The organism is Cellulomonas fulva, from assembly GCF_018531375.1.
Classification (GTDB): domain Bacteria; phylum Actinomycetota; class Actinomycetes; order Actinomycetales; family Cellulomonadaceae; genus Cellulomonas; species Cellulomonas fulva.
Genome location: NZ_JAHBOH010000001.1, coordinates 501,564 through 520,675, shown reverse-complemented (window position 1 = coordinate 520,675; position 19,112 = coordinate 501,564). Strand labels below are relative to the sequence as shown.

Sequence of the window (19,112 nt, the reverse complement as noted above, 5' to 3'; positions counted from 1 at the left end):
TCAGTGGCGGTCGCGGGCGCGGACGCGCAGGCCGCTCGCGCGCAGGCGGCGCACCAGCTCCCGGGTGTCGACCGCCACGGCCCCGGCGGCGACCAGCTCGTCGTGCCGCTCGTCGGGCACGTCGTAGTGGTCGCGGTCGAACGCGCGCTCCGGCAGGCCGGCGCGGCGGGCGAAGGCGTGCAGCTCCTCGAGCGAGGTGTCACTGACCAGGTGCGACCACAGCCGCCCGTGGCGCGGCCACAGCGGCGGGTCGACGAGGATCACGGGCGGGCGTCGGGCGCCACGTCGTCGACGTCGCCCGCGACGCCGTCCTGCACGCCCTGCTCGACCGCCTGCTCGTCGATCTTCGTCAGCTCCTTCTCGAGGCGCTGCAGCTCGGCGGACACGTTCTGCCGCGCCGGCTCCTCCCACGCCGCGCCGAGGGGCGAGGAGAACAGCGACGGCCGCGCGAGCAGCTTGTGCAGGATGCGGACGCGCGCCCGCACGTAGTCCTCGGCGGGCAGGTGCGCGTACTCGGCCCGCACGTCGTGCAGGTAGGCCTTGTAGCGCTGCGGCTCGGTGGCGAGCACGGCCAGGTCCGCGTCGCACAGGACCGCGCAGTCCACGTCCGCCGGGTCCGGGCTGTGCCGCACCAGGGCGTTGACCAGGTCGTGCACGCGCTGCGCGTGCGGCTCGGGCACGCCCAGCCCGGTCAGCTCGTCGTAGGCGATCCGGGCGCTCGCGGCCTCGTCCTCGCCGCCGCGGTTGGCGTACGCCTTGCGGTCGGCGGAGTCGAAGATCGCCCCGTGGTACCAGCCGGCCAGACGGACCAGGTGCGGCTCGTGGCTCTCCTCGTCCAGCTCGTCGACCCGCATCAGCACGTCGACCAGGTGCTTGACGTTGTGGAACTCGCGGCCCGGGGAGGACCACCGCTCCAGCAGGCGCTCACCCGCGGCCCGGATCTCGTCGGTCGAGGCCGTGGCGCCGGCCCCCTGGACGTTGCGGACGAAGGCCGGCAGGAGCCAGGCCGGCGCGTCTGGGACGCCCATGGATGAACCTCACGACGACGACAGGGACGCGCCATGGTAGCCCTGGCCCGGCGGCCACCGGTCCGTCCCGGCGTGCCTGTGGACGGCCGCTCGTCAGATCTCCGGCTCCGGTCCGGCGAGCCCCGCCGACACGCCGGACGTCGGGATCTCGACGCGCACCGTGGTGCCGCCGCCGGGCGTCTGCGCCAGGTCCACCCGGCCGTCGTGCGCCGTGACGATCGCCGCGACGATCGCCATGCCCAGGCCGGCGCCGCCCGAGTCGCGGCCGCGCGACGCGTCGACCCGGTAGAACCGCTCGAACACGCGCGCGGCGTGCTCGGGGTCGATGCCCGGTCCGTGGTCCCGCACCTCGACGACGCCGACCTGCCGTCCCGGGACCGCCACCGGGCCCGTGGCCGCGCTCGTCGAGCCACCCGACGACGCCTCGTCGGACCGCTGCTCCGCGAGACCCACGGCGATCTCCACCGCCGTCCCCGCGGGCGTGTGCTGGACGACGTTCCCGACGAGGTTGGCGACCACCTGACGCAGGTGCGCCTCGTCGCCCTCGACCACCGCCGGCCCGCTCGGCCCGCCGGGGACCAGCGGGACCAGGCGCGCGGTGCGGGACGGGTCGAGCGCGTGCAGGTCGCTCACCGCGTCGGCCGCGACGACCGTGAGGTCCACCGGCGCGCGGCGCATCTGCCGCTTCTCGTCGAGCCGCGCGAGCGACAGCAGGTCCTCGACGAGCCCGCCCATGCGCGTCGCGGACGACTCGATCCGGCCCATGGTGTCGTCGACCTGGTCCGTGGTCGTCAGCGCGCCCATCCGGTAGAGCTCGCCGTAGCCGCGGATGGTCGCGAGCGGCGTGCGCAGCTCGTGCGACGCGTCGGCGACGAACCGGCGCATCCGCGCCTCCGACGCGGTGCGCACCGCGAACGCCTGCTCGATCTGCGCCAGCATCCCGTTCAGCGCCTCGCCCAGCCGGCCGACCTCGGTGCTCGCGGGGGCCGCGGGCACGCGCTGCGAGAAGTCGCCCGCCGCGAACGCGGCCGCGGTCTTCTCGATGTGGGTGAGCGGCCGCAGCGACCGGCGCACCGCCCACCGCCCGGCGAACACGCCCGCGAGCAGGATGACGGCGCCGGACAGCAGGAGCACCAGGACCATGGAGCGCACGGTCTCGGCGACGTCCGAGAGCGGCAGCGCGATCGTCACGACGGCCCGCGCCTGCTCGACGGGGTAGGAGACCGCCCGCCACGACGAGCCCGTGTCCGACGAGACGGTGTACGGCTCGCCGCCGCGCGCCTCGGCCTGTCCGTACGTCAGCGACGGCAGCTTCGGGGTGCCCTTCTCGTCGAGCACGTCCGGCCGCGGGGAGAACAGCGTCCACGTCTCGCCGGCCTGCGTCACGATGGCGAAGTAGTCCGTGGGCGGCCCCTCGCCCTGGTAGCTGTTGAGCGAGGCGTTGACCAGCTGCACGCCCTCGGTGCGCAGCTTGTCGTCGACCTGCTGGACCAGGTTGCGCTGCAGGAGCGTCGTGGCGGTGACGCCCGTGAGGATCAGGCCGACGGCCAGCAGGACCGTCGCGATGCCGACGAGCCGCCCGACGAGGGAGACGCCGGACCACCAGCGCGCGACGCCGCCGGCGGGACCCGTGCGGGTGCCGCGCGCGCTCGTCGGCGACCCGTCCGGCGCCGGCGTCGGTTCCATGCCCGGCTCGACGGTCGGCGGGGCGGCCGCCGCGGCGGGCCGGGGCGGTGGGGGCGGGACGGGGCCGGGGTCGCGCGTCGTCACGACATCTCGCGCAGCAGGTAGCCGACCCCGCGCTTGGTGTGGATGAGCGGCGGCAGCCGGGTGCCGTCGGGGGCGGTCAGCGAGTCGACCTTGCGGCGCAGGTAGGAGATGTAGGACTCGACGATGTTGGCGTCGCCGCCCCAGTCGTACTGCCACACGTGGTCGAGGATCTGGCTCTTGGACAGCACGCGGCCGGCGTTGAGCATGAGGTAGCGCAGCAGCTTGAACTCGGTGGGCGACAGGTCGATCTCCTGACCCGCGCGGTGCACCTCGTGGGAGTCCTCGTCGAGCTCGAGGTCGGCGTAGGTGATCACGTTGCCCTCGTCGTCCCCGCCGGGCGCGGTGCGGCGCAGGATCGCGCGGATGCGGGCGACGACCTCCTCCAGGCTGAACGGCTTGGTGACGTAGTCGTCGCCACCGACCGTCAGGCCCTGGACCTTGTCCGCGGTGTCGTCGCGCGCGGTCAGGAACAGCACGGGCATGTGCTGGCCCTTCTCGCGCAGGCGGCGCGTCACGGTGAACCCGTCCATGTCCGGGAGCATCACGTCGAGCACCAGCAGGTCGGGCTCGACCTCCCGGGCCAGGCGCAGGGCGGAGCCGCCGTCGGCCGCGGCGTGGACCTCGAAGCCCGCGAAGCGCAGGCTGGTCGCCAGCAGCTCGCGGATGTTCGGCTCGTCGTCGACGACGAGCAGGCGGGCCTCGGCCTCGGTCGGGTTCGCGCTCATGCCCCCATCGTGGCCCTCCTGCCTGGGAGTCGCCTGGACACACGCTGGACCTTCCCGGCACCCGAGGACCCCGGTCCGGCGGCCGCTCGGCTGCTCGTCGAGCGCCTGAGCAGCGGGTTTCGGACACGCGTCCGGGTGGGGGTACCGTCGGTGGACGTGACCGTTCGACTCACCGTGGTGCAGAGCTCCCCCGACGTCCCGCTGGACCGGTTCGCCGGCTGGTGGAGCTCCGCCGACCTCACCCTCGTGCGCGCCGACCTCGGCGAGCCGGTGCCCGCGCTCGGTGCGCTGGGCGACGGGCTCGTCGTGCTGGGTGGGCACATGAACGCGTACGACGACGAGGCCGCCGACTGGCTGCCCGTGCTGCGCTCGCTGCTCGCCGACGCCGCCCGGTCCGGCGTGCCCACGCTCGGCGTGTGCCTGGGCGCGCAGCTCCTCGCCGTCGCGACCGGCGGCCGCGTGCAGGTCTCGCCCCCGCCGGGGCCCGAGGCCGGCGTCGTCGACATCTGGTGGCGCCCCGAGGCCGCGTCCGACGCGCTCGTCGGCCCCCTCGTCGCGGGCCTGCCCGGCGCCGGTGACCGCAAGGTCACGGCCCAGCCGACGCTCCACTCCGACGCCGTGGTCGACCTGCCCGCCGACGGCGTGTGGCTCGCCTCGTCGAACCAGTACCCGTACCAGGCGTTCCGCGTCGGGTCCGCGTGGGGCGTGCAGTTCCACCCCGAGGCCTCGACGACGACCCTGCGCGACTGGGCCGTCTGGGACGGGACCGTCAACACCGACGCGGTCCTGGCCGACTACGCGGCGCGCGAGGAGGAGCTGGTCGCGACCGGGTCCGTGCTCGCGGAGTCCTTCCTCACCCTGGTGCGCGAGCGCGCCGCGCAGCCCGTCGACGCCTGAACCGCGCTCACGCGGGTCCGCCCGCGGCTCGGCGCCGCACCACGACGAGCCGTCCCAGCAGCCCGACCAGCAGCACGGCGGCACCCGCCACGACCGCGGACGGCGGCAGGGTGAGCGCCAGCACCGCGCACCCCGCGACGCCCAGCGCCGGGAGCCACCGCGGCCGGCGCCGCTGCTCCGGCTCCTGCCGCCAGGCTGCCAGGTTGGCGACCAGGTAGTAGGTCAGCACACCGAACGACGAGAACCCGATCGCGCCCGTCAGGTCCGTCGTCAGCACCAGCGTCACGACGACGAGCCCGAGCACCCGCTGGGCGCGGGCCGGGACGTGGGCCGCGGGGTCGACCCGCGCGAGGCCGCGCGGGAGGTCGCCCGCACGCGCCATGGCGAGCGAGGTGCGGCCGATCCCGGCGACCAGCGCGAGGAGCGCACCGAGCGAGGCCGCCCCGGCGCCGACGCCGACGACGGGCACCGCCCACGACCAGCCGGCGGCGTCGACGACGTCGGCGAGCGGTGACGCCGAGGCCGCCGCGCCCGCCGGCCCGATCGTCGTCAGGACGGCGAGCCCGACGGCCAGGTAGACCAGCACGGCGCCGCCCAGCGCGAGCTGGATCGCGCGCGGGATGACGCGGGCCGGCTCCCGGACCTCCTCGCCGAGCGTCGCGACCCGCGCGTAGCCGGCGAACGCGAAGAAGAGCAGCCCGGCCGACTCGAGCACCCCGCGCACGCTCGTCGGAGGGCCTCCGGTGAGGCGCCCCGGTGCGCCGGCGGACGCGCCCGCCGACACCACGAGACCGAGGACGACGAGCACGACGAGCAGGAGCGCCGACGCGACGAGCGCCGTGCGGGTCACGCCGCGGTCGGCGACGAGGACCAGGACGACCACCGCCGCGGCCGCCGCGGGCCGCTGCCACGGCTCGGGGACCAGGTAGGTCGCCGCGGTCAGCGCCATCGCCGCGCAGCTCGCGGTCTTGCCGACCAGGAAGGACCAGCCGGCCGCGTACCCCCACCAGGGGCCCAGGACCGTGCGCCCGTACGCGTAGGCGCCGCCCGACGTCGGCAGCTGCGCGGCGAGCTGCGCGGTGGAGGTCGCGTTCGCGTACGCGACCACGGCAGCCAGCGCGAGCCCGACGAGCAGGCCGGTGCCCGCCGCCGCGGCGGCGGGCGCGAACACGGCGAACACCCCGGCGCCGAGCATCGATCCCAGCCCGATCACGACCGCGTCACGCAGGCCCAGGGCGCGGCGCAGCTGCATCGGGTCATCCTGCCGTGACCGCGTGGACCGCGGGCGGACGCGCGGCGACCGGGCGGTTACGGTTCGGGCGTGCCCTCCTCGACCCGGCCGGACCGCTGACGTGCCCTCCTACCGGGCCCGCGCGTTCGTCGGGCTGCTGCGGCCGGGCGCGTCGGCGCCCGCGCTGCTGCCCGACGCGGTCGACCTGGCCCGCACCCTGGTCACCGTCGAGGCGTCCGACCTCGAGGTGGTCCGCGGCCGTGCGCGGGTGACGATCCGCTACCAGGCGGACGACGACGCGTCCGCCCGCCGCGCGGGCTGGGCGGTCCTGCACCACCTCGACGAGCGCGCCGAGATCGAGGGGCGCACCGTCACCCGCCGCTACGGCAACCGCTGGTACGCGCTGCGCTGATCAGCCCGTGTACTCCCAGTGCCACGGCTCGCGGGACAGCGTGCGCTCGAACCCGAACCGCTCGGCGTTGGCCTGCATCCACGCCGTGGCGCGGCCGTCGAGCTGGAGGTCCGCGGCCAGGCCCCAGCCGTGCTGGCTGGTGCCGGGCTCCGCGGCCAGGCCGCCCTGCGAGTACAGGCCCTTGCGGCGGACCATGTCGACCTGCTCGTCGTAGGAGCGGTACGCGTCGTTGATGCCGATGCTGACGCCGTCGCGCCGCGCGGCGGCCAGGAGCTGGGACAGGCCGTCCGCCGCGGGTGCCCACATCTGCCAGGACGTGCCGTCGACGGTGCCGAGCGCGCTCGTCGGGATGCGGCCGTTGCCGTAGCGCGCCAGGTCGACCGGGACGCCGTCGGCGTTGCGCGCGGTGGAGGCCGCCTGCGCACCGGCGGTCTGCGTGGCGAGCACCTGGTCGAACGTGGCGGCCGCGCCCGTGGCCGGCCCGGCCGCGAGGGTCGCGGTGCCGAGGGCGGACGCCGACGACGCCGGGCGCGCGTCGAGCGGCGCGACCAGCGACTGAATCTCGGCCATCCGCTGCGTGATCGCGGCGACTGACGACACGACGTCCTCCTGGTGGTGCGGGGTTCGTCCCCTCCCATCGGCGGGCCGCGCCCGGATGCAAGGGTTCGCCGCGCGCGAGCCGTCAGCCGGCGGTGCGCGCAACCTCATGACGAACGGGCGAGCTCGTCACCTCGAGGTGACGAGCTCGCCCGTTCTGTCACGAGCTCGGCGGGCGTGAGCCCGTCAGTCGCGCGGCCGGCGCAGGCGCGGTGCTGCGACCAGGACGGCGCCGCCGACGAGCAGCAGCGCGACCAGGCCGACGAGGTCACGGCTCGCCGCACCGGTCGCGGCCAGCTCGTCGTCCGTGGCGCCCTCGTCGGAGACCGCGTCGTCGGTCGTGGTCTCGTCGTCGGGCTCGCCGGTCTCGTCGGGCGCGCCGGTCTCGTCGGGTGCGGCCGCGGTGACGGTGACCGTCACCCGGGCGACGCGGCCGGACGTGGCACCGGTCGCGACGACGACGTGCTCGCCGGCCGGCAGGTCGGCGGGCAGGACGACGCGGGCCGTGGCCACGCCCGCCGTGCTCGCGGTGGCGTCGCCGAGCTCGACCTGGGGCGCACGCAGGGCGAACGTCACGGTCTCGCCGGCCTCGAAGCCGCGGGCGACGACCGTGACCGGCGAGCCGGCCACCACGGTGTCGTCGGAGAGCTCGACGCGCGGGTCGGCGGGCTCGGGCGTCGGCTCGGGGTCCGGGGTGGGCTCCGGGTCGGGCGTCGGCTCCGGGTCGGGGGTCGGCTCGGGGTCCGGCGTCGGGGTCGGCGGCACGGGCCCGGCGACGACGAGCGGCTGGTCGGCCGAGTCGGCCTGGTGGAACATGCTGCCGGGCGCGCCGGAGTAGTGGGCCAGGAGGCGGTAGGTGCCCGGCGGGAGCGTGCCCGTCGTGACGGTGACCCTGCCGTCGACGAGCGTGCCGTTGGTGACCGAGACGGGCGCCTTGCCGACCTCGTGGATGATCAGCTGCACGTCGCCCTCGGGGCCGGCGCTCCGCGCGGCGATGCCGACCTCCTCGCCCGTGACCGTGACGGTCGCGGTGAGGCCCGCGGTCGTCGCGGTCGTCGGTGCCTCGACCGTGACGGTCGGCGTCGGGATCTCCCGCACCACGAGGTCATGGCGCGCCGACGTGCCGTCGGCGTACGTCGCGTCGCCGGAGTACACGGCGACGACGTCGTGGAGGTCCGTCGTCGGCGCGAGCGTGAGCGAGGCGAAGCCGTCCACGAGCGCGACGGTGCCGAGGACGGCGCCCTCGCCGTGGCGGAGCTCCACGGTGCCGGTCGGGGTCTCGCCGCCGATGCTGCTCACCACCATCACCTCGAGCGTCGTGTCGACGCCGGAGTACACCAGCCACGGGAAGGCCAGGCTGACCGACACCGCCGCCTTGACGACGACCGTGCGCGTGTCGGTCGAGGACGCGAAGCCCTCGGCGCCCGAGTACGTGGCGGTGACGGTGTGGCTGCCCGCGGACAGGCCGGTGAGGGTGAAGGGGATCGACCCCGCCGAGATCAGGAGCGTCTGCTCGTCGTGGCCGTCGACCGCGATCGTCACGGTCCCGGTCGGCGTGCCCGCACCGCTGGTGGGCGCGACGGAGACCGAGCCGGTGAGGTCACCGGAGGACGTCGGCGTGCCGAGCGTGAGCGTCGTGGTCGTCGTGGCGTCGACCGCGGCGAGCACCGGGAACTCGGTCAGGCCCCAGTACGAGTAGACGGTCCGGCCGTCGCCGTCCGGGTAGAGGCACTGCGCCTCGACGAAGCCGCTGCTCGTCGCGTGCACGAAGGTGTGCGTGAACTGGAACGTCGTGCCGCTGGCGGACGAGGACGTCGGCTCGGGAGTGCCGAAGACGCTGATGTCGTCGGACGAGTCCCACCGGAGGCGGACCTCGGCCGGGTCGACGTCCGGCACCGCCGCGCAGACCGCGGTGAAGGCGACCGGGGAGCCCACCGGCACAGCCGCGGACGGACCCGTCAGCGCGGGCGGCGAGGGCACGGGCACGGCACTCGCCGGGGGTGCGGCGACGGCCAGCCCGACCAGGGCGATGGTGACGGCTGCGGCGACGCGGGGACGCGTCGCGAGCAGGGAGGGGACGAGGCGCACGCAGGGCTCCTGGAGCGAGACGGGGTGGGGCTCCCTGCCGATCGGGCGGCGCGCGCCTCGTCTGAGCAGTTGCCCACGCCGCCCGGGCTAGAGGTCCTCGGCGTCCGTGATCGAGTAGGCGTAGCCCTGCTCCGCCAGGAAGCGCTGGCGGTGGGCCGCGAACTCCTGGTCGACCGTGTCCCGGGCGACGACCGTGTAGAAGTGCGCCGTCCGCCCGGTCGCCTTGGGGCGCATGATGCGGCCGAGGCGCTGCGCCTCCTCCTGCCGCGAGCCGAACGAGCCCGAGACCTGGATCGCGACGGACGCCTCGGGCAGGTCGATCGAGAAGTTCGCGACCTTGGAGACGACGAGCTTCGAGATCTCGCCCGTGCGGAACGCGTCGAACAGGCGCTGCCGCTCGCGGACGGTCGTCTCCCCGGTGATGAGGTCGGCGTCCAGGTGCTCGGCGAGCTCGTGGAGCTGGTCGAGGTACTGGCCGATCACCAGCGTCGGCTCGCCCTCGTGCCGCGCGACGAGCTTCTCGACCACCCGGTTCTTGCCGGTCGCCGTCGCCGCGAGCCGGTACTTCTCCTCCGGCTCGGCGGTCGCGTACGCCATGCGGTCGCCGTCGGGCAGGGTCAGGCGGACCTCGACGCACTCCGCGGGCGCGATGTAGCCCTGCGCCTCGATGTCCTTCCACGGCGCGTCGAACCGCTTGGGGCCGATGAGCGAGAACACCTCGTCCTCCCGCCCGTCCTCGCGCACCAGCGTCGCGGTCAGGCCCAGCCGCCGACGCGCCTGCAGGTCCGCCGTCATCCGGAAGATGGGTGCGGGCAGCAGGTGCACCTCGTCGTACACGACGAGCCCCCAGTCGCGGGCGTCGAGCAGCTCGAGGTGCGTGTAGACGCCCTTCCGCCGGGTGGTGAGCACCTGGTAGGTGGCGATGGTGACCGGCCGGATCTCCTTGCGCGCACCGGAGTACTCGCCGATCTCGTCCTCGGTCAGCGACGTGCGGCGCACCAGCTCGTCGCGCCACTGCCGGGCGGACACCGTGTTGGTGACCAGGATCAGCGTCGTCGTGGAGGACTTCGCCATCGCCCCGGCGCCGACGATCGTCTTGCCCGCGCCGCAGGGCAGGACCACCACGCCGGACCCGCCGTGGAAGAACCCGTCCACCGCCTGCTGCTGGTAGGGCCGCATGGACCAGCCGTCGGTGTCCAGCGCGATGGGGTGCGCCTCGCCGTCGACGTAGCCGGCCAGGTCCTCCGCGGGCCAGCCGAGCTTGAGCAGGACCTGCTTGAGGTGCCCGCGCTCGGACGGGTGCACGACGACGTCGAGGTCACCCACGCGCGCGCCCAGCAGTCCGGCGGTCCGCTTGGAGCGCATGACCTCGGCGAGCACTGCGGCGTCGAGCGCGTGCAGCACCAGGCCGTGGGCGGGGTCCTGGACCAGCTGCAGCCGGCCGTACCGGGCCATGGTCTCCGCGACGTCGACCAGCAGCGCGTGCGGCACGGGGTAGCGGCTGTACTCGAGCAGCACGTCGACGACCTGCTCGGCGTCGTGCCCCGCGGCGCGGGCGTTCCACAGCCCCAGCGGCGTGAGCCGGTAGGTGTGGACGTGCTCCGGCGCGCGCTCGAGCTCGGCGAACGGCGCGATCGCGCGGCGGCAGGCCTCCGCCTGGTCGTGGTCGACCTCGAGCAGCAGCGTCTTGTCGCTCTGCACGATCAGGGGTCCGGTCACAGGTCCTCCGTTGTCGGGTCCTCGGCGCGCGAGACCGAGACGATGCGGTGCACCACGACGGTGAGCTCCGCCTCGCGGACGGGGTCGGCCGCACGCAGCCGTCCGCCCTCGACGCGCAGCGGCCGCAGCAGCCGACGCTCGGGCTGGCCCGCGGCGCCCACGAGCTCGACCCACACGGCGGTCCGGTCCGCGGCGGCCTCGCGCAGGAGTGCCAACGCGTCGGCCGGCTCGGCTGTTCCGCGCACCGGCGGCGGGACGGGTGCCTCGGTGGTGACGGGCGAGGGGCGGTCGTCCGACGAGCGCAGCCGACGCGCCAGCGCGAGCGTGTCGGTGGTTCGCGTGGTGACCGGGGCGTGCGCGCGGCGCGAGCCGCGCCGTCGTGCTCGTCGGACCGTGCGCTCGAGGTGGAGCACCTGGCCGTCCGGGGTCTCCGCGACGGGCGCGAGCCCGTGCTCGCGCAGCGCCTCGACCACCTCGCGGGTGGGCGCCTGCGCGGCCAGCACGGTCGGTGCGAGCTGCAGCAGGCCGAGCCCGGCGAGGCGCGGGTCGTCCGCGAGCCCGGCCAGCAGGGTGGGGTCGTCGGCCCGCAGGTACGACGAGGCCGCGCCCGCGCGCAGGCGCCCGTGCCGCCGGGCGGCGTCGCGGACCAGGTACTCGAGCGGCTGCGGCAGCCCGCCGCGCGCGTGCCCGGCCAGCCGCTCGAGCACCTCGTCGGCCGTGAGCCCGTCGTCCAGCGCACCGCGGACCGACTCCGGCGTGAACCGGACGGTGAGCGCCCCACCGCGCGACTCGACCACGGCGGTGCGCTCGATCAGCGCCTCGAGCGCGGCCGACGGCCGGCCGGGGACGATGCCGGTGAGGTCACCTTGGACCAGCAGGTCCTCGACCTCGGGTGCGAGCCCGCTCGCGAACGCCGCGGCGACGCCGTCGACGCCGCTGTCCCGGCCGGCCACGAGCAGGGCGCGGCCGGCCTCGCTCAGCGCGCCCGCTCCGAGCAGTCCCACGCGCGCGGCCTCGGTGAGCACCGCCTCGACGCTCGCGCGTGGCGGCACCGCGCGCGGCGTGGCCCAGCCCAGCGCGTCGACCACCTGGTCCACGCTCGGCGCCACGCCCTCCGCGCGCGCCAGCACGCCGAGCACCGCGCGGCGCAGGCGCGGCGCCCACGGCCGCGTCAGCTCGGGGTTGAGGGCGGCGATCAGCGAGCCGCGCTCGTCGCGCGACCCGACGAGCCAGGGCGTGCGCGTCGTCGTCAGCCAGGCCGAGGCGAGCTCCACCCACCGGTCGGGCAGGTCCTGGGCGGTCCACGCGTCCGCGTCCGGGGTCGGCGCGAAGGCCGCCGGCTCCTCGTCGTCGCGGGCGACCAGCCCTGCCGCGTACGCGAGCTCGACGACGAGCGCCGCCTCGTCCTCCGTGACCTCGAGCGCCGCCGCCGTGCGCCGCAGGTCCCGGACCGCGAGCCCGCCGGCCCGCAGCACGCCCGGCGCCGTCTGCTCCCACAGCCGCAGCAGGCGTCCGACGAGCCGCGCGAACCGCTCGCCCGCGCTCGCGGACTCTGCGGCGGTGGTGGCCGCGGGCCGCCGCGGGACGTCGGCGAGGTCGGGTGCCGCGGCCACGCCGCGGTGCGTGCGACCGCCGCGCAGGTCCAGGGCGACCGCGGCCGGCAGCAGCACGTGCCGCCCCTGGCCGCGCACCAGCAGCCCGCGGGCGACGAGCCCGGCGACCGCGTCCCCCGCGGGGGTGCCGGGCGCCGGCGCGAGTCCCACCGGCGGTCCCCACAGCAGCGCGTCGAGCACCGCGCGGGCGGGGCCGTCGACGCTGTCCGCGGTCGCGCCCCCGACGGGGTCCACCAACGCCTCGACCTCGACCGCGAGCCCGGCGGGGTGCGGCCCCAGCAGCTCCGCCAGCCCGGGCGCCGCGTGCAGCACGCCCGGTCGCCTGGACCCGTCCGCGGCAGCGATGTCGCGGACGCTGTCGTGGGTGCTGTCGCTGTTGCTGTCGCGGGCGATGCCGCCGGTGCTGTCGCCGGTCTCGTCGTCGGTGTGCAGGAGCGCGAGCGTGAGGGCGTCCTCGATCGCGCGCCGCACCTCGTCGTCGGGGCCGTCGGCGATCGCGCGCTGGACGTCCTCGCTCGTCGCACCACCGAGGACCACGACGGCCTCCAGCACCTGCAGCACCACGGCGTCGACGCCGGCCAGGGCCCGCTCGAGGCTCGCGCGTCCCGTCGCGCGGACGGCCAGCGAGGTCAGGTTCCCGGGGGACGGCGACGCCAGGTCCGGCCGCCGCGCGAGCAGCGCGGCGAGGCGCTCGTCGGACGACGACCGCAGGAACCCGGTGAACGAGGACATCCGCACCACGATACGTGCCCCCACCCCCGCGTCCCCACCCAGATCCCCCCACCCACATTCCCCCGCCCGCTGGTCGGGCCGCTGTCGACCCCGCCATCCGGTGCCCGGCCGAGCGCGACGAGTGGTGCTCGCCTGCGCCGACCCGCCGCGCGCTGCCGCACCCCGGTGCGGACGTTCGCTGAACCCGTGGTTGTGCGGCGCGCCGTGAGGAGTGCGGCGTGTCGCACCACCACGGGTTCGGTGAGCTCCGGCGGCGTCGCCCGGTCGATGCAGGGATGGCCGCAGGTTCGGTCCGCTGCGGCGCGGGATCGGCAGGCATGTCTGCAGTGACGGGAGGGCGCCGGCGCACGCGGGGGTGGGAGAGAGGCAGGATGGGGGTCCGGTCGACTGGGAGGTGGCGATGGTCCAGGTGAAGGCGTTGCACGACGAGGCGCGCGCGATGCTGCCCGAGCTGGTGGAGCTGCGGCACGCGCTGCACCGCGTCCCGGAGCTGGGGCTGGAGCTGCCGCGCACGCAGGCGCTGGTGCTCGAGGCGCTGGCGGGCCTGGACCTGGAGATCAGCACCGGCGACGGCCTGAGCTCGGTGACCGCGGTGCTCCGCGGTGGCAAGCCCGGACCCGCCGTGCTGCTGCGCGGCGACATGGACGCGCTGCCGGTGACCGAGCAGACGGGCGAGCCGTTCACGTCGGAGCACGACGGCCTCATGCACGCGTGCGGGCACGACCTGCACGTTGCCGGACTCGTCGGTGCCGCGCGGCTGCTGCACGCCCACCGCGACGAGCTCGCGGGCGACGTCGTGCTGATGTTCCAGCCGGGCGAGGAGGGCGACGGCGGCGCGGAGATCATGATCGAGCAGGGCGTGCTGGCAGCCGCGGGCGAGCGGGTGGTGGCCGCGTACGGCGTGCACGTCTCGGCCGGGCTCCTGCCGCACGGCGTGGTCGCGGGCCGGCCGGGCACGCTCATGGCCGCACCCGACTCGGTGGTCGTCACGGTGCACGGCGCGGGTGGCCACGGGTCGGCGCCGCACCGGGCTCTGGACCCGGTGCCGGTCGCGGCGGAGATCGTCCTCGCGCTGCAGGCGATGGTCACGCGTCGCTTCGACGTGTTCGACCCCGTCGTCGTGACCGTGGGCTCGATCCACGCGGGCACGGCGAACAACATCATCCCGTCCACCGCGACGCTCGAGATCACGGTCCGCACGTTCTCGCAGGCGACCTGGGAGGCCGCTCCGGAGCGGCTGCGCGAGGTGTGCGAGCACGTCGCCGCGGCCCACGGGCTGACGGCCCAGGTCGACTACAAGCGTGGCTACCCCGTCACGGTCAACGACCCGCACGAGCTCGAGCGGACCGCGCGCCTGACACGTGAGCTGCTGGGCGACGAGCGCTGGGTCACCATGCCGGCGCCGCTGGCGGGCGGCGAGGACTTCTCCTACGTGCTGCAGGAGGTCCCGGGCGCGTTCGTCTTCGTCAGCGCCCTCCTGCCGGGCGAGGACCCGGACACCGCGCCGTACAACCACTCGCCCCAGGCCCGGTTCCACGACGACGCGCTCGCGACGAGCGCAGCCCTCCTCGCCTCCCTCGTCGTCGACCGCCTCGCCGAGGTCTGACTCCCGGACGACTGACGCGTTGAGACCTGACTCGTGCGGGCCGGGCGCCCGACGCGACCGCCCGACGAGCCGCCCGACAGAATGGTCGTGCGGGGGCCGGTAGCCTTGACCTGACGTTGCACTTCTCACGACAGGGGTCCGCCGTGCCTACCGGCAAGGTCAAGTGGTTCGACACCGAGCGCGGGTTCGGGTTCATCGCCGGCGACGACGGCGGCGAGGTCTTCCTGCACGCCTCGGCGCTGCCCGCGGGCGTCACCGCCCCCAAGCCAGGGACCAAGGTCGACTTCGGCGTCGCGGACGGCAAGCGCGGCCCGCAGGCGCTGTCCGTCAAGCTGCTGGACCCGCTGCCCTCGGTCGCCAAGGCCCAGCGCCGCAAGCCGGACGAGATGGTGGTCGTCGTCGAGGACCTGATCAAGGTCCTGGACCGCGTGAGCGGGGACCTGCGCCGCGGGCGCTACCCCGAGCCCGCGCGCGGCAAGGCCTACGCCCAGGCGCTGCGCGCCGTCGCCGACGAGCTCGAGGGCTGAGATGGCCGCCGCCACCAAGACGAAGGACGCCGTGCTCGGCTCGGCCGTCGACCTCGCGCGCGAGGTCGCGATCGAGATCGCCCTCGACCCGTCGGACGTGGGCGAGCACCTGGGCGTCGTCGTCGAGGGCGAGCGGCTGGTCTCGCACCGGTTCGCGTGCCTGGCGAAGGGCTACCGCGGCTGGGAGTGGACCGTCACGGTCGCCCGCGTGCCGCGCGGCCGGACCGCGACGGTCTGCGAGGCGGAGCTGCTCCCGGGCGACGACGCGATCCTGGGCAACGCGTGGCTCCCGTGGTCCGAGCGCCTGCAGCCGGGCGACATCGGCCCCGGCGACGTCCTGCCGTTCCGGGCCGACGACCCGCGCCTCGAGCCGGGCTGGACGCCGTCGGGGGACCCCGAGCTCGACGAGGTCGCCATCGACGAGCTCGCCCTGGCCCGCGTCCGTGTGCTCTCGCCGCAGGGGATCGACGAGGCCGCGGAGCGCTGGTACCGCGGTTCGCGCGGCCCGACGAGCGCCGGGGCGCTGGCCTCCGCGGCGGCGTGCCAGACCTGCGGCTTCCTGGTCCCGCTGCAGGGTCCGCTGGGCAACCTCTTCGGTGTGTGCGTCAACGAGTGGTCGCCCGACGACGGTCGCGTCGTCTCCTACGACCACGGCTGCGGCGCGCACTCGGAGACCGACGTCGAGCCCGCCGCGAGCGACTGGCCAGCACCGGACCCGCTGATCGACGAGACGCGGGTCGAGCTCGTCGACGTGCCCGCCGCGGCGCAGCCCGCGCCCGAGCCCGCGCCCGAGCCCGAGCCCGTGGTCGAGGACGTCGTCGAGGCGACGGAGACGTCGCCCGACCCGGAGCGGTGACGCTCGACCCGTTCGACACCGCCGCGCTGAGAGCGGCGGTCCTGAGCACCTGGCGCTCGTCGCCCCCGCGCCTGCGCGAGGACGCGAACACCGAGGAGGACCACGCGCGCGGCTACTACCGCGACCGCGTGGTGGTCGAGCTCGCGCAGAACGCCGCCGACGCGGCCGTCCGCGCGGGCGTGGCGGGCCGGCTGCTGCTGCGGCTCGCGCGCACGGACGAGGGCACGACGCTCGTCGCCGCCAACACCGGCGCGCCCCTGGACGCCGCGGGGGTGGCGGCGCTGTCCTCGATGCGCGCGTCCGCGAAGCGGGACCCGGCCGCCCGTGGCGTGGTGGGCCGGTTCGGCGTCGGGTTCGCGGCGGTCCGCGCGGTGTCCGACGAGGTCGGCGTGCTCTCGACCACCGGCGCCGTCCGCTTCTCGCTGCGGGACACGCTGCGCGACGTCCAGGAGGCGGCCGCCGGCGTCCCCGCGCTCGAGCAGGAGGTGGTGCGGCGCGACGGGTCGCTGCCCGCGCTGCGGCTGCCGTACCCGGCCGAGGGCCGGCCGCCGTCGGGCTTCGACACGGCGGTGGTCCTGCAGCTGCGCGACGAGGTCGCGGCCGACGAGGTGCGCGCGCTGCTCGACGCGGTCGACGACGCGCTCCTGCTGGCGCTGCCCGGGCTGACCGAGGTCGTCGTCGAGGACCTGACCTCCGCCGGCGGGCCGCGGCGGGTCGCGGACGTCGCGTCGCGCTGGTTCGTCGCGACGACCCAGGGTGAGCTCCCGCGGGAGCTCCTGGTGGACCGGCCCGTCGAGGAGCGGGACGCCACGGCGTGGCGCATCACCTGGGCGCTGCCGCGCTCGTCGGACGGCGCCCTCCCTACGTCCGGCCCGACGACCGACCTGTTCGGCGAGCGTCCGGCGAGCACGCCCCGCGTGGTGCACGCGCCGACGCCGACGGACGAGCCGCTCGACCTGCCGGCGCTGCTCGTCGCGACGCTGCCGCTGGACCCCACACGCCGTCGCGTGGCCGCCGGGCCCCTGACCGACGCCCTGCTACGGCACGCCGCGGACGCCTATGCCGTGCTGGCGGAGCACGTCGCCCGCGCGGGCGGCGACCCGCTCGGGCTGGTCCCGACGACGCTGCCGGCGGCCGCGCTCGACGCCGCGCTCCGCGCCCTCCTGCTGGACCGTCTCGCCGCGACCCCGCTCCTGACCCCGGCGAGCACGCCCCTCGCGAGCACGGCCCTCGGGAGCACGGCCCCCGCGAGCACGGCCCCCGCGTCGCTCGTCGGCACGGCCGCGCACCCGACGGCGGGGATGGCCGCGGACCTGGTGGCCGGGCGGCGCGCGGTCGCCCTGGACGGCGTGCCGGGCGGTGCTGCGCTCGCGGAGCTCGGCCGGCGGGTGGCGGCGCTCGTCGTCGTGCCGCCGGGACGGCAGACGCAGGCACGGCTGCTCGGCGTGGACGTGCGCCGGCTGGCGGACCTGGTGGAGGAGCTGGCGGCCGACGACGACTGGCCCGCGCTGTACACCGCGCTCGAGGCGCTGGCCGCGACCGACCCGACCGGGCTCGAGGCGCTCGGGGGCCTGCCGGTCCCGCTCGTCGACGGGCGCGTGGTGCGCGGCGCCCGGGGCACCGTCGTCGTCCCGGTCGAGGTGGCGCGGGAGGTCGCGGGCGCCGTCGGGACGCTGGCGTCCTGGGGCGTGCGCGTGGTCGAGCCGACCGCCGCGCACCCGCTGCTCGAGCGGCTCGGGGCGCAGGCGCCCGACGCCCCGGGGCTGCTCCGGCTCCCCGCGGTGCGCGAGGCCGTGCTGGCGTGGGACGACGAGGACGACGAGCCGGCCGGCGGCCCGAGCACGGGCGAGGCGACGACCGACCTCACCGGCACCGTGCTCACCCTGGTGCGGGCCGCGCTGCCGCCGCGCGACCCCTCGCGCTGGACCCCGACGACGCGCGCGTGGGACGCGCTGCCGGACGACGTGCGCGAGTGGCTCGCGCTGCTGCCGGTCCGCGCGGCGAACGGCGAGCGCGCGCCGGCGGACGGACTGGTGCTCCCCGGGTCCCCGGCGCACCGGCTGCTCGACGAGCGCGTGCTCAGCGCGGTCGCGACCGAGGAGGTCGAGCGCTGGGGGGCCGCGGCGCTGGTGGCCGCGGGCGTCCGCGAGGAGCTCGTCACGGTGACGGTGCCGGAGGTCGTGACCGACGAGGAGCCGGCGCAGGACGCGCCGGGCGCACTCGTCGTCCAGGCGCTCGACGGGTGGCCGGAGTACCTCGACCACCTGAGCCGGCGCTGCGGGCCCGGCGCGTACGTGGGGGACGTCGTCGCGGTCGCGGACCTGGACGCGGTCGCCACCGACGCGTGGCCCGGAGTGCTCGAGCTGCTGACCGGCGAGCCGGCGCTGCGGCGCGCGCTGCTGGAGCCGGTGCGCTCTGACCGGGGTGCGGTGGCGCAGTCCTACGCCGCGTGGTGGCTGCGCGAGCGCTCCCCGCTGGGGCTGCCCGCGCGCTTCGTCGTCGGGGACGCCGGCGCGCTCGCCGACCTGCTGCCGCCCGCGCCGCCCGTGCTCGCCGCCGCCGACCCGCAGGCGCAGCAGGCGCTCGGCGGCGTCGCGTCGGCCGCGGACCTGACCCCCGAGGACTGGACGGAGCTGCTGGACGCGTGGCCGGCGGGCCGGCCGATGCCTGCGCCCGCGGCGGCGGAGGTGTGGCGGCACGCGCAGCCCGACGAGCCGCCCGACCGGGTGCCGGCGCTCGTCGGCCGCCCCGGCCGATCGCGCGTGCTCGTCGTGCCCGCGCACGACGCGGCCGTCGCCGCCAGCCCGATGTGGTGGCAGCGCACGGACGTCGCGGCCGTGGTTCCCGCACGCGACGACGACGAGGCCCTGCGGCTGGCCCGCGCGCTCGACCTGCCGCGCGTCTCCGAGCTGGCCGCGGGTGCGGTGACGCGCGACGAGGGGATCGAGTCACCGCTCCCGGACGTGCTGCGCGACCTCCTGCCGGGCCTGCCCGCGACGTGGTGCGAGCACGAGGACCTGCGGGTCGACCACGTCCCGGTCGAGTGGTGGGTGGACGGCGGCGACGAGCCGCGGCTGCACGCGACGACGCTCGCCGGGCTCGCCGCGGCCGCGGCGCAGGCCGGGGGCCGCTGGGGCCTGCGGTACGCGCTCGAGGCGGTGCTCGACGACGAGGACCGGGCTGCCGAGCTGCTGCTCGACACGGCGCTCGACGCGCACTGACCCGCCCGGCCGCGCGTTCGGCGAGGGCGTGCGCCGACGTGCCTGCTGCCGTCGGCAACCCGGCCGCGAGCTCCCGTCACCCACCCGGCG

General features: G+C 76.4%; 15 protein-coding genes. 6 read left to right on the top strand and 9 right to left on the bottom strand.

Features of this window, described 5'->3' with window-relative positions:
* The 4 genes from KIN34_RS02265 to KIN34_RS02250 all read right to left on the bottom strand — a co-directional run bounded on the left by KIN34_RS02265 (position 1) and on the right by KIN34_RS02250 (position 3,523).
* Positions 1-264 (bottom strand): DUF4031 domain-containing protein, encoded by a 264-nt coding sequence (locus tag KIN34_RS02265; protein WP_214346120.1) that lies wholly within the window; start codon positions 262-264, stop codon positions 1-3.
* Entirely contained in the window at positions 261-1,028 is a 768-nt protein-coding gene (locus KIN34_RS02260) for an HD domain-containing protein (protein ID WP_237689023.1), read from the bottom strand. Before KIN34_RS02260 ends, KIN34_RS02265 begins: the two co-directional genes overlap by 4 nt.
* 93 nt (positions 1,029-1,121) lie before the next feature.
* Entirely contained in the window at positions 1,122-2,798 is a 1,677-nt protein-coding gene (locus tag KIN34_RS02255) for a sensor histidine kinase (protein ID WP_307858047.1), read from the bottom strand.
* Positions 2,795-3,523: a response regulator transcription factor gene (locus KIN34_RS02250; RefSeq protein ID WP_214346119.1), complete on the bottom strand. Its 729-nt coding sequence runs from the start codon at positions 3,521-3,523 to the stop codon at positions 2,795-2,797. Before KIN34_RS02250 ends, KIN34_RS02255 begins: the two co-directional genes overlap by 4 nt.
* A gap of 156 nt (positions 3,524-3,679) precedes the next feature.
* Between KIN34_RS02250 and KIN34_RS02245 the strand changes: the two genes are divergently transcribed.
* Positions 3,680-4,420 (top strand): type 1 glutamine amidotransferase, encoded by a 741-nt coding sequence (locus tag KIN34_RS02245; protein ID WP_307858046.1) that lies wholly within the window; start codon positions 3,680-3,682, stop codon positions 4,418-4,420.
* Between the two features lie 7 nt (positions 4,421-4,427).
* Here the strand turns inward: KIN34_RS02245 and KIN34_RS02240 are convergent, their stop codons facing one another.
* Positions 4,428-5,672, bottom strand: a complete 1,245-nt coding sequence (locus tag KIN34_RS02240) for an APC family permease (protein WP_214346117.1) — start codon at positions 5,670-5,672, stop codon at positions 4,428-4,430.
* 100 nt (positions 5,673-5,772) lie between these two features.
* Between KIN34_RS02240 and KIN34_RS02235 the strand changes: the two genes are divergently transcribed.
* Positions 5,773-6,063, top strand: a complete 291-nt coding sequence (locus tag KIN34_RS02235; protein WP_214346115.1) for a hypothetical protein — start codon at positions 5,773-5,775, stop codon at positions 6,061-6,063.
* Here the strand turns inward: KIN34_RS02235 and KIN34_RS02230 are convergent, their stop codons facing one another.
* The 4 genes from KIN34_RS02230 to KIN34_RS02215 all read right to left on the bottom strand — a co-directional run bounded on the left by KIN34_RS02230 (position 6,064) and on the right by KIN34_RS02215 (position 12,812).
* On the bottom strand, positions 6,064-6,663 hold the full coding sequence (locus KIN34_RS02230) for a M15 family metallopeptidase (RefSeq protein ID WP_214346113.1): 600 nt from the start codon (positions 6,661-6,663) through the stop codon (positions 6,064-6,066).
* Positions 6,664-6,846: 183 nt separating this feature from the next.
* Positions 6,847-8,748, bottom strand: coding sequence for an Ig-like domain-containing protein (locus tag KIN34_RS02225; RefSeq protein ID WP_214346111.1), 1,902 nt, complete (start codon positions 8,746-8,748; stop codon positions 6,847-6,849).
* A gap of 87 nt (positions 8,749-8,835) precedes the next feature.
* Positions 8,836-10,467 (bottom strand): DNA repair helicase XPB, encoded by a 1,632-nt coding sequence (locus tag KIN34_RS02220; protein WP_214346109.1) that lies wholly within the window; start codon positions 10,465-10,467, stop codon positions 8,836-8,838.
* A complete protein-coding gene (locus KIN34_RS02215; RefSeq protein ID WP_214346106.1) occupies positions 10,464-12,812 on the bottom strand; it encodes a helicase-associated domain-containing protein in 2,349 nt (782 codons plus the stop codon). The genes KIN34_RS02220 and KIN34_RS02215 overlap by 4 nt, the downstream gene beginning before the upstream one ends.
* A 400-nt stretch (positions 12,813-13,212) precedes the next feature.
* On the opposite strand from KIN34_RS02215, the gene KIN34_RS02210 reads away from it, so the two are divergent.
* From KIN34_RS02210 to KIN34_RS02195, 4 genes are all read left to right on the top strand, one after another.
* Complete coding sequence (locus tag KIN34_RS02210; protein WP_214346104.1) at positions 13,213-14,418, top strand: M20 metallopeptidase family protein; 1,206 nt, start codon at positions 13,213-13,215, stop codon at positions 14,416-14,418.
* Between the two features lie 143 nt (positions 14,419-14,561).
* Positions 14,562-14,945, top strand: a complete 384-nt coding sequence (locus KIN34_RS02205; RefSeq protein ID WP_214346102.1) for a cold-shock protein — start codon at positions 14,562-14,564, stop codon at positions 14,943-14,945.
* A 1-nt stretch (position 14,946) separates the two neighbouring features.
* Entirely contained in the window at positions 14,947-15,801 is an 855-nt protein-coding gene (locus KIN34_RS02200) for a DUF3027 domain-containing protein (protein ID WP_214346100.1), read from the top strand.
* On the top strand, positions 15,798-19,022 hold the full coding sequence (locus KIN34_RS02195) for a sacsin N-terminal ATP-binding-like domain-containing protein (RefSeq protein WP_214346098.1): 3,225 nt from the start codon (positions 15,798-15,800) through the stop codon (positions 19,020-19,022). The genes KIN34_RS02200 and KIN34_RS02195 overlap by 4 nt, the downstream gene beginning before the upstream one ends.
* Positions 19,023-19,112 lie beyond the last annotated feature (90 nt).